The 10132-nt window shown below is 72.1% G+C and carries 11 protein-coding genes and 1 tRNA gene; 4 read left to right on the plus strand and 8 right to left on the minus strand.

Annotated features, from left to right (window positions below; translation table 11 throughout):
- Positions 1 to 46: 46 nt before the first annotated feature.
- Positions 47 to 2650 (minus strand): putative bifunctional diguanylate cyclase/phosphodiesterase, encoded by a 2604-nt coding sequence (locus ABD223_RS12085; RefSeq protein WP_344036179.1) that lies wholly within the window; start codon positions 2648 to 2650, stop codon positions 47 to 49.
- A 410-nt stretch (positions 2651 to 3060) separates the two neighbouring features.
- Positions 3061 to 3549: a hypothetical protein gene (locus ABD223_RS12090; RefSeq protein ID WP_344036180.1), complete on the minus strand. Its 489-nt coding sequence runs from the start codon at positions 3547 to 3549 to the stop codon at positions 3061 to 3063.
- A gap of 230 nt (positions 3550 to 3779) precedes the next feature.
- On the opposite strand from ABD223_RS12090, the gene ABD223_RS12095 reads away from it, so the two are divergent.
- Positions 3780 to 4049 carry a hypothetical protein gene (locus ABD223_RS12095; protein WP_344036181.1) on the plus strand — a complete coding sequence of 90 codons (270 nt, stop codon included), beginning with the start codon at positions 3780 to 3782 and terminating at the stop codon, positions 4047 to 4049.
- Between the two features lie 442 nt (positions 4050 to 4491).
- Here ABD223_RS12095 and ABD223_RS12100 read toward each other — a convergent pair.
- Positions 4492 to 4572, minus strand: a tRNA-Tyr gene (locus ABD223_RS12100).
- Positions 4573 to 4695: 123 nt separating this feature from the next.
- Between ABD223_RS12100 and ABD223_RS12105 the strand changes: the two genes are divergently transcribed.
- Positions 4696 to 5187 (plus strand): YajQ family cyclic di-GMP-binding protein, encoded by a 492-nt coding sequence (locus ABD223_RS12105; protein WP_344036182.1) that lies wholly within the window; start codon positions 4696 to 4698, stop codon positions 5185 to 5187.
- A 147-nt stretch (positions 5188 to 5334) separates the two neighbouring features.
- Entirely contained in the window at positions 5335 to 6207 is an 873-nt protein-coding gene (gene rfbA / locus ABD223_RS12110) for a glucose-1-phosphate thymidylyltransferase RfbA (protein ID WP_344036183.1), read from the plus strand.
- An 18-nt stretch (positions 6208 to 6225) separates the two neighbouring features.
- Here rfbA and htpX read toward each other — a convergent pair whose 3' ends face one another.
- Genes htpX through ABD223_RS12130 form a run of 4 tightly spaced genes read right to left on the minus strand, consistent with a single transcriptional unit; the run spans position 6226 to position 8586 of the window.
- Positions 6226 to 7086, minus strand: a complete 861-nt coding sequence (gene htpX, locus ABD223_RS12115; protein WP_344036184.1) for a zinc metalloprotease HtpX — start codon at positions 7084 to 7086, stop codon at positions 6226 to 6228.
- Positions 7087 to 7107: 21 nt separating this feature from the next.
- Positions 7108 to 7605 (minus strand): 4Fe-4S binding protein, encoded by a 498-nt coding sequence (locus ABD223_RS12120; protein ID WP_344036185.1) that lies wholly within the window; start codon positions 7603 to 7605, stop codon positions 7108 to 7110.
- Positions 7598 to 8170: an NADH-quinone oxidoreductase subunit C gene (locus tag ABD223_RS12125; RefSeq protein ID WP_344036186.1), complete on the minus strand. Its 573-nt coding sequence runs from the start codon at positions 8168 to 8170 to the stop codon at positions 7598 to 7600. Before ABD223_RS12125 ends, ABD223_RS12120 begins: the two co-directional genes overlap by 8 nt.
- Complete coding sequence (locus tag ABD223_RS12130) at positions 8167 to 8586, minus strand: NADH-quinone oxidoreductase subunit B (protein WP_344036187.1); 420 nt, start codon at positions 8584 to 8586, stop codon at positions 8167 to 8169. The genes ABD223_RS12125 and ABD223_RS12130 overlap by 4 nt, the downstream gene beginning before the upstream one ends.
- A gap of 241 nt (positions 8587 to 8827) precedes the next feature.
- Here ABD223_RS12130 and ABD223_RS12135 point away from each other — a divergent pair, with 241 nt between their 5' ends.
- Positions 8828 to 9865 (plus strand): LysR family transcriptional regulator, encoded by a 1038-nt coding sequence (locus ABD223_RS12135; protein ID WP_344036188.1) that lies wholly within the window; start codon positions 8828 to 8830, stop codon positions 9863 to 9865.
- Here ABD223_RS12135 and ABD223_RS12140 read toward each other — a convergent pair.
- Positions 9862 to 10011, minus strand: coding sequence for a hypothetical protein (locus ABD223_RS12140; protein ID WP_344036189.1), 150 nt, complete (start codon positions 10009 to 10011; stop codon positions 9862 to 9864). The two genes, ABD223_RS12135 and ABD223_RS12140, sit on opposite strands and share 4 nt — an antisense overlap.
- Between the last annotated feature and the right edge of the window lie 121 nt (positions 10012 to 10132).

Raw genomic sequence — 10132 nt, forward strand, 5'->3', positions numbered from 1 at the left:
GAACTCTACAACAAGCCCGCCGCAGGAGTGAAATCGGGGGGCCCGATCAATGCAGCAGAGTGAGCACCGTCTCATCGCGAGCACCCCTGACCTGCACCGTCCGCGCCCGGAGCCAGGCTTCGAAGCGGTCTTCGGACAGGGGGCGTGAGATGAGGTAGCCCTGGGCGACGTCGCAGCCCATGCCGATGAGCTGGTCGCGCGCGGCGTCGTCCTCGACGCCTTCGGCGACGACGGTGAGTTGCAGCGAGTGGCCGAGTTCGACGATGGAGCGGACCACGGCCATGTCGCCGAGGTCGGTGCCCATGCCGAGCACGAAGCTCTTGTCGATCTTGACCTCGTCGACGGGCAGTTGCCGGAGGTAGGCCAGGGAGGAGTAGCCGGTGCCGAAGTCGTCCACGGCCAGCACGACGCCCATGGTGTGCAGGCGGCGCAGCACGGGCAGGGCGCGTTCGGGGTCGGCCATCACGCCGGATTCGGTCAGTTCGAAGGTCAGCAGTTCCGGGGTGACCTCGTGGCGGGCCAGGGCGGCGGCGACCCGGTCGGGGAACTCCGAGTCGGCCAGGGTGCGCACGGAGAGGTTGACCGCGATGGACATGCGCAGGCCGCGGTCGAGCCAGCGGCGCACGCGGTGCAGGGCCTTGTCCATGACGAAGTCGGTGAGCACGTCGACCAGGCCGGTGGCCTCCACGGCGGGCACGAACTCGTCGGGGTCGACCCGGCCGAACTCGGGGTGCTTCCAGCGCACCAGGGCCTCCGCGCCGACGACCTGCCTGCTGGGCAGGGCCACCTTGGGCTGGTAGTGCACCGAGACCTGGCCGCTCTCCAGCGCCGAGCGGAACTGGGTGACCAGCTGGAACCGGCGCAGGAAGATCTGGCCCATGCTCGGCGCGTACTGCCGCAACGGCTCGTTCTCGCTGGTCGCGCGCACCGCCACGTCCGCGCGCTGGAGCAGCGCGTCCGGGTCGTACTCCTCGATCTCGGCGTCGGCGGTGGTGGCCCAGCCGACGACCGCGCCCGCCTCCACCGTGAGCCGGTCCACCGGGTAGGGCATGGACAGCGCGGTCCGCAGCCGCTCGGCGATCTCCTGCACGCACCCCGCCTGCCGGTCCAGCAGCAGCACGGCGAACGCGCCGCCCTCCAACCGCGCCAGCGGCACCTCCGGCCCCAGCTCGTCGCGCAACCTGCGACCGGCCGCCACCACCATCCGGTTGGCCCACGCCTGCCCCAGCGCGTCGGACACCGTCGACAGCACGTCCAGGTCGATCCGCAGCACCACCGCCGTCTCCGCCTGGCGCATCGGCTCGGTCGCCGACTCCCGGAAACCCGGCCGGTTGAGCAGACCCGTCAACGGGTCGTGGTAGGCGTCGTGGCGCAACCGCGCCAGCAACCGCCGGTTGTCGACCGCGGTGGACAGGTGGCTGGCCAGCGTGCGCAGCAGCTGGATGTCGGACTTGCCGAAGCCGCGCCACCGGCTGAGCCGGTCGTGCACCTCGACCGCGCCGAGCAGCTGGGTGGCCCCGCGCAGCGGCACGACCAGCGCCTCCTGCGCGTCGCGGCGGGCCAGGGAGTCGGCGACCTCCTCGCCCGCGTCGACCACGCGGAAGTACCGGACCTGCGCGCCGGGCAGCTGGAGCATCGCGTCCTCGCGCAGCACGCGCGGGTCGTCGCGGCGCATCCCCGGCGGCAGCGGCTCGCCCGCCACGAACGTGCGCATCGGCGCCTGGGGGTCGGTGCGCAGCCGCAGCACCACGCGGTTGGCGTTGAGCTGCTCGCGGATGCGCTCGGCGATCGGCTGCCACTCGTCGTCCTCGGCGCGGCCGTCCCCGTCGTCGGGCGCGGTGCCGCGCGGTCCGGTGGCGTGGCGGCCGGAGCGGGCGACCCGCAGCGAGACCTCGCTGAGCGCCTCCAGGTCGCGCTGCTCGCGCAGCAGGCCCGAGTAGGCGAGGTAGATGGCGGTGATGCCGGCGAAGACGAGGCCGATCAGCAGGCCGCCCCACGGCGCGCGGGTCGCGATCTCGTAGCCGACCAGGCCGGCGGAGGTGTTCAGCAGCGCCACCACGAGGGTCTGGAGCACCAGGCGCAGCGACGGGCCGACCCTCATGCCCTTGCCCATGGTCCGCAGCGCGGTCAGGCCCAGGACGCTGGCCAGCAGCGGCACCGCGATGGTGCCGACGAACGCGCCCGCCCAGACCGGGCCGTCCCGGCCCAGGAGCTGCTCGACCCACTCGGCGACCGCGAAGGCCACCGAGATCTCCATGAACATCAGGCCCGCGTTGTAGACGGCGCGGTCCAGCACCCGGCGACCCAGCAGCGTGCCGACGCCCGCCACCACGTGCGCGGCCAGCACGACCTCGAACGGCGCCACCAGCAGGCCGAGCACCAGCGGTATCTCGGTGAAGGAGATGGTCCAGGCCACGCCGCTGCGGACGTCGACGTTGATGGCCAGCTGCTCGGCCAGCAGGAACCCGACCACCAGCAGCGGACCGGTCCAGTACAGCTTGCTGTCGGCCTGGTCGTCGGGCAGCCAGGCGCCGACGACGAACGCGGACAGCGCGCCCGCCACGAGGAGCAGGACCGCGAACACGGTGAAAGCGCGGTTCGCCGACCGGGTCGGTGCGTCCGGCGCCATGACCGACGCGTGGTCGGACATCCAGCCTCCTCGTCGGCCGTCGTCTCGGTGGGCCGGGTCGCGGCCTGCGGGCTCCTGGCGTGACTGAGGGGTCCCGAACACCGACCAGGACCCCTCCAAGGGTGTCAATGTACCCCGGTCGGACGACGAAATGGCAGGTCGAGTAGCCGATTGCCACGACAAGTAACAGAACGACCCCGGCGTTGGGCTCCTCCTGGAGCAGCGTCGCCGCCCGTCCGGCGAGCTCGGGAGATCATCCGAGGACCCGGTCACCCCTGCTCGGCGGGGGTGCCGGCCCGGAACCGGTTACGGGACCCCGCAGCGGGGTCGGGTCCGGGGTCGGACCTCCTGCCGCCCGACTGGCCGCCCGCGACCGCCCTCGCTCGTTCGGCGAGCTGCCCGAGAGCGCGGTGGAGGCGACCGGGGACGCGCTAGACCCAGGCCAGCTCGCGGCCGGGCGCCCGCTCCTCGCGGCGCAGGCCGTGCCGGACGCCGTCCAGCAGCCGCCGCGCCTCGGCGGCCGCGGAGTGCTGCGCCGCGCCGCTGCCGACCGCGTCGCGCAGCGCGAGCCAGACCGCGGCCTCGTCCTCGCGGACCGCGGCGAACAGGTGGCGCTGCTCCGGGTAGGGGTGCAGGGCGATCTTGTCGAGCTGGTCGCGCAGCGCGCCCAGGGCGGCCTTGCCCACCCCGCCGGTGGCGACGAGCCGGTCGTACTTGGCGGCCAGGTCGACCGAGTCCAGCTCGGACGACGACAGCGGCCCGAAGTTGAGCACCGCGTTCAGCCCGTACTCCAGGTCGTCCGCGGCGTCGAGCAGCCCGCGCGCGTCCGCCAGTTCGCCGGGCCGCCTGGCGCGCCGGACGACGAGGCCGACCGCGACGCCGACCACGAGGGCCGCGAGGCCGATGAGGATTTCGGTCATGCCCACCAGTCTCGGGGCCCGCGACGGGACCACCGGCCCCGGGCACGACGGTGGGTCGATCGCAGCGCCGACCGGTCGGCCGCAGTTCGGCTGGGCTGAACAGCTCAACCGATCAGCGCACGGTGTGTCACGCGAAGAGGTGATCTCGCCTGGTCCACCCGAGTGAAGTCGAAGTCGAGGGGTACTCGCGGCGCGAGTCGGGGCTCCTATGAGGTGAGGGGAAGCCGGGGATGGGAATCGCGGGCGAGGGGGTCGCCATGATCGTGGTCGAGGAGTTGTCCGGGAGGGCCAAGGCCGTGCTGCGCGCGGTGGCCGCGGGCAGGGCGCAGGTGACGGGGGGCTGCGAACCCGACCTGTACATCGACGGGTTGCCGTGCTGCGACCAGATGGTGTCGCACGACCTGGTGCACGCGGGGCTGCTGAGGGGGCTTCGCGCGGTGGGCCTGGACGAGCGCACGGAGGCCGTGCTGACGGACGCGGGGCGCGCGGCGATCACCTGACCCTCGAACAGGCGTTCGAAATAGGTTATGCTGCACTACGAGGCCGGCACGCAAGCGAGAGGAAGCGCTTGCGCGCCGGCCTCACCCGTGCCCGACCCGGGATGACCAGCCCGACCACGGACGAACGACGCCCCGGCGAAACCCCCGACCCGCACGACAGCCCCACCCGAGACGGGCGCCGAAGCGCGATCACCGCAGAACCGGGAAGCGCCCCCGGGCACGGGAGTCCGGGAGGCGCCTCCCCCTGCCGCCCCCGCGAACGCGACCTCGGGAACGGGAGTCCGGAAAGCAGCGTCCTCAACCGACCCCGCGAACGCGACCACCCGCGAACGGGGGTCCGGGGGCAGAGCCCTCCGAGCGGGGCCCGGGGGTCGCACCCCCGGAAGACAAAAAGCGAGGACCCCTGCTCGCGCATTCCGCGTGCAGGGGTCCCCGACGAACGTGGCGGGTAGAGGATTCGAACCTCTGTAGCTTTCGCGACGGATTTACAGTCCGCTCCCATTGGCCGCTCGGGCAACCCGCCCCGCCCCCGGTCTCCCGGGTGCGGTGGAGACAATACATAAGCCTGTCGGACCCCGCGCAACCGGGTATCCCCGGTAGGCTCCCGAGCGGTTCGAAGACCCACCGACGCGGAGGTACCGGGCACGTGGCAGACCCGTCGTTCGACGTGGTGAGCAAGGTCGACCGCCAGGAGGTCGACAACGCGCTCAACCAGGCAGCCAAGGAGCTGAGCACGCGGTTCGACTTCCGGGGGACCGGCACGTCGGTCGCCTGGGCGGGCGAGGAGGCGATCACCTTCGAGTCCGAGACCGAGGAGCGCTGCCGGGCCGCGATCGACGTCTTCCGGGAGAAGCTGGTCAAGCGCGGCATCTCGATGAAGGCGTTCGAGGTCGACGACCCGGCCGTGTCCGGCAAGGTGTTCAAGGTCACCGGGAACCTGGTCCAGGGCATCGCGAGCGAGAAGGCGAAGCAGATCGCGAAGAAGGTCCGCGACGAGGGCCCGAAGGGCGTTCAGGCGCAGATCCAGGGCGACCAGCTGCGCGTGACCGGCAAGAAGAAGGACCACCTCCAGGAGGTGATCTCGCTGTTGAAGAACTCCGACTTCGGCATCGCGCTCCAGTTCACCAACTACCGGTGACGTGACCGGTGCGCGTTACCCGCCCCACGAACGGGTAACGCGCGGTGCCCGCGGTCCGACATCGTGGGTGGTCCGCCGGGGGCGTCGCGCAGGGCGCGCCGTTCCCGGGAGTCGGCCGACGGGGGAACTACCGCGGGGAGAGGTCAGATGAAGGGCATCATCCTGGCGGGGGGCAGCGGGACGCGCCTGCACCCGATCACGCAGGCGGTCTCCAAGCAGCTGCTCCCGGTCTACGACAAGCCGATGGTGTACTACCCGCTGTCGGTGCTGATGCTGGCCGGCATCAGGGAGGTCCTGCTGATCTCCACGCCGACCGACCTGCCGCTGTTCCGGCGCCTGCTCGGCGACGGCTCGCAGTTCGGCCTGAGCGTCTCCTACGCGGAGCAGGCCCAGCCGAACGGGCTGGCCGAGGCGTTCGTGATCGGCGCGGACTTCATCGGGGACGACAGCGTGTCGCTGGTGCTGGGCGACAACATCTTCTACGGCCAGGGCTTTTCGCGGCTGCTCCAGCACCACGCGGCCACGCTGGACGGCTGCGTGCTGTTCGGCTACCCGGTGAAGGACCCCGAGCGCTACGGCGTCGGCGAGGTCGACGCGGCGGGCCGGCTGGTCAGCATCGAGGAGAAGCCGGCCGCGCCGAAGTCGAACAAGGCGATCACCGGCCTGTACTTCTACGACAACCAGGTCGTGGAGATCTCCAGGGCGCTCAAGCCGTCGCCGCGCGGTGAGCTGGAGATCACCGACGTGAACCTGACCTACCTGCGCCGGGGCCGCGCGCAGCTGGTCGACCTGGGCCGCGGTTTCGCGTGGCTGGACACCGGCACGCACGACTCGCTGCTGGAGGCGGGCCAGTTCGTGCAGGTGCTGGAGCACCGGCAGGGCGTGCGCATCGCGTGCCCCGAGGAGATCGCGCTGCGCATGGGCTTCATCAGCGCGGACGAGTGCTACGCGCTGGGCGCGAAGCTGGCGAAGTCGGGTTACGGCCAGTACGTGATGAACGTCGCGCGCGAGGTCCGCTGACCACGTGAGGTCCGCCGGCTAGTAGCGCCGGGCCAGCTCCTGGAGCCGCCGGACCCGGTCCGGGATCGGCGGGTGGGTGGAGAACAGCCTGGCCAGCTGCTCACCCGGCCGGAACGGGCTGGCGATCATCAGGTGCGACTGCGCGACCACGGCGGGTTCCGGCGCGAGCGGCGCGGCGCGCGTGCCGTGCTCCAGCTTGAGCAGCGCCGAGGCGAGCGCCAGGGGGTCGCCGGTCAGCTCCGCGCCCGACTCGTCGGCCTGGTACTCGCGGGACCGGCTGACGGCCATCTGCACGATGCCCGCCGCGACCGGGCCGAGCACGGCGATCAGCAGCACGGCCAGCGGGTTGGGCCGGTCCTCGTCGCCGCCGCCGAACACGCTCGCGAACACCGCCAGGTTCGCCAGCGTGCTCACCGCGCTCGCCAGCGCGCCCGCCACGCACGAGATCAGGATGTCGCGGTTGTAGACGTGGGACAGCTCGTGCCCCAGCACGGCGCGCAGCTCGCGCTCGTCGAGCAGCTCCAGGATGCCGGTCGTGCAGCAGACGGCGGCGTTGCGCGGGTTGCGGCCGGTCGCGAACGCGTTCGGCGCGGCCGTGGGGCTGAGGTAGAGCCTCGGCATGGGCTGCCGGGCGGCCTGCGCCAGCTCGCGCACGATGCGGTACATCGCGGGCTGCTCGACCTCGGACACGGGGCGCGCCCGCATGGCGCGCAGCGCGAGCTTGTCGGAGTTGAAGTACGCGTAGGCGTTCACGCCCAGCGCCACCAGCAGGCCGATCACCAGGGCGGTCCGACCGAACAGCGCGCTGATCGCGATGATCAACGCGCTCATGGCGCCGAGCAGCAACGCGGTCTTCAACCCGTTGTAGTGCTTGTGCACGTTGCTTCGCCTCCGGCTGTTCTACGTCCTCCCCCTCAACGCGCCCGGCCGGCCGGGGGTTCCGGCGCCGGGTCGCGCCGGGCGCGCGGTGGTGCTCTCCGGGGCGGGCTCCGCGCCCGGGTCGAGCGGCGGCGGTGGCGGGACGTGCGCGACCCACGTGGCCAGCACGTCGCGCTCCTGGACGAGTTCCGCCACGGCGCCCTCACCCGTCGGCGTGCCCGTGCCGGGGTAGGAGAAGTCGGGCGCCCAGTGCAGGGCGTCGAACGGGCACGCCTCCACGCAGATCCCGCAGTACAGGCACGAGCCGTAGTCGATGGCGAACCGGTCGAGCACGTTGCGCGCGCGGGGGCGGGCCGAGCCGGGCGCCTGCTCGGTCTCGGTGTGCGAGTCGATGTGGATGCACCAGTCGGGGCACTCGCGGGCGCAGATCATGCACACCGTGCAGTTGGCCTCCAGCAGCGCGATCACGCCGCGGGTGCGCGGGGGCAGGGCCGCCCGCTCCGGGGAGTCGTCAGTCACCGGTGTCCTCCTCGTATCGCGGTCCCCACGACGGGTCGGGCACGCCGGGCGGCGCGGTGCGGCGGCGGCTGGGCGCGGACGTGCCGTCCTCGCCGGGTTCGAGCCGGCCCGGCCACGGCCGCACCACGCGGGAGGCCAGCACGAAGTCCTTGCGCAGCGGGTGGCCGCTGAAGCTGTCGGGCAGCAGCAGGTGGGCGGCCTCGCGGTCGAGGGCGAGGCCGAACATCTCGGCGGCCTCCCGCTCGTGCCACGCCGCGCCCGCCCACAGCCCCGCCACGCTCGGCAGCGCGTCGTCGGGCCCCAGCTCGGTGCGCAGCAGCACGCCGTCCTTGGTGCCGGGGTGCAGCGCGTGCAGCAGCACGGCGTGCCGCCGGCCGGCCGCGCCCGGCCGGCCGGCGTCCTCGACGCCGAGCCAGTCGAACTGGGTGCAGCCCAGCTCGTCGCGCACGTGGCGGGCCGCCGCGGCCCACGAGTCGAGCGGCACGTGCGCCGCGCTCTGCCCGAACGCCGACTCCACCCGCGCGCCCGGCACGCGCGCGGCCAGGTCTCCCGACGCGGCGCTCACGAGATCAGCCGGTGGAGCGCGGCGAGGCCGTCCAGCAGCGCCTCGGGGCGCGGCGGGCAGCCGGGGACGGCGACGTGGACGGGCAGCACCTGGTCGATGCCCTTGGTGACGCTGTAGGAGTCCCAGTACGGGCCGCCGGTGTTGCTGCACGCGCCGACGGACAGGACGTACCGGGGTTCCGGCATCTCCTGGTAGGTCGCGATCACCGCGGGCAGCATGGCGTCGGTGACCGTGCCGGACACGACGAGCACGTGGGCCTCGCCGGCCGCGTGCGCCGGGTCGACCCCCAGGGCGGCGAGCTGTTCCGGGCGGTGGCCCTCCAGGGCGGCCATGACCTCGACGCCGCAGCAGGCCAGGCCGAGGTCGAGCACGGTGACCCGGTACGTCGTGCCCCAGTCCAAGGTGGAAACCGTCACGACGGATGAGGTTAATACGTGGGGGCCCGCCGGGCTTCCGCCCGGCGGGCCCCCAACCCCCCAATACCCCCCAAGATTGCCCCCACGCGAACAAGCGCCTGGTTGCGGGAGAAGTCTCTTACGGGCATCGCTTACTGTCCAGGGAAAACATCAAGATCTTCCGATAATTTCACCGTGAACTGTGGCCAAGTTCAGTACAACTGATCGGTAGAACAGCTCGCCCCGACCCGAGAGGCCCTGCATGTCGACCTCGACCCAGCTGCTCCTGCCGGCGGGCAACCGGCTCAGCAGACTGCTGCACGCTTCGCCGGTGCTGCTGGACACCACGTTGGACCAGCTCAGGACGTTGATCGCGGTGTACGAGACGCGGTCGGCGCTGCGCGCGGCGCGGGTGCTCGGGCGGGAGCAGTCCAGCGTGCAGAAGCAGGTCGACACGCTGAACCGCAACTTCAAGCAGCTGTGCGGCGAGCCGCTGGTCGTCAAGCAGGGTCGTGGAAAAGATGTGCTGATCACACCAACGGGTGAGGCGTTGGTGGAATTGGCGCGCCGGACGCTGAGCGAGTGGCTGGATTCGATTCACGAGTGCCGGCGCAAGCTCGGCACCACGGTGACCGTGGGTACCACTCGGTTCATGCTCGACTCGCTGGCCAAGGCGTGGCACCACGTGGCGGAGGACTTCCGCCGGCGCGACGTGGAGCTGAAGGTCGTGCACATCCGCACGAAGGACATCTGGACGAGCCTGGGTTCCAAGGAGGTCGACATCGTCTGCGGGAGCGTGGTGACGCCCGCGGGGCGGTCGACCGGGTTCGACGAGTTCGACGTGATCGAGTGGCGCCGGGGCGGGCTGGCGCTGCTCACCAACCTGCCGCCGCACCGGCTCGGCGACCGCGTCGGCACGGGCGAGCTGCCCGGCCTGCCGCTGGTGGTGCCGGGCGACGGGCTGATCGCCGAGTTCCTGCGCGGCTGGTTCGGACCGGACTACCGGAACGAACTGGACATAGCGGCGGAGATCGACGAGATCCAGTACGGCATGTCCCTGTTGCGCTCGGGGTTGGTCGAGGGCTGCATGATCGTCACCTCGGGCCTCGGCGTGGTCGCCGCGAACGGCGAGCTGCGCGAGGGCTCCGGACTGAGGGTGGTCGAGCTGAAGAACGACCGGAAACCGCAGCTGGAGCGCCTGGTCGGGGTCTTCGCCCGCAAGGAGGAGCGGGCGAAGTTCCCGGCCGACCACCCGTTGAACCTGCTGTGGGCGGCGTTCCAGCGCGAGGTGCCCGACTAGCGCTCCGGGCGGCGTCGCTGGGCCTGGCGCACCAGCCACTCCAGCCCGGTGAGCTGCCGCGGCGCGGCGGGCTTCGGTGGCTCCTCGGTGCCGCGCGGCTCCTGCCGCGTTCGGTGCGACGGGCGCTGGGCGTCGATGTCGTTCATGGTGCGCTCCCTACGTCGGTCGACGGCGAGTGCCGTCGATCGGAGCACCGACAGGGGTCCGCTCGCTAGACCGCTCAGCCTTACGAGTGACAGGCCGCGGCTTTGCGGTCGGGATGGCGCG

Source organism: Saccharothrix xinjiangensis (assembly GCF_039527585.1).
In the GTDB taxonomy this organism is placed as follows: domain Bacteria; phylum Actinomycetota; class Actinomycetes; order Mycobacteriales; family Pseudonocardiaceae; genus Actinosynnema; species Actinosynnema xinjiangensis.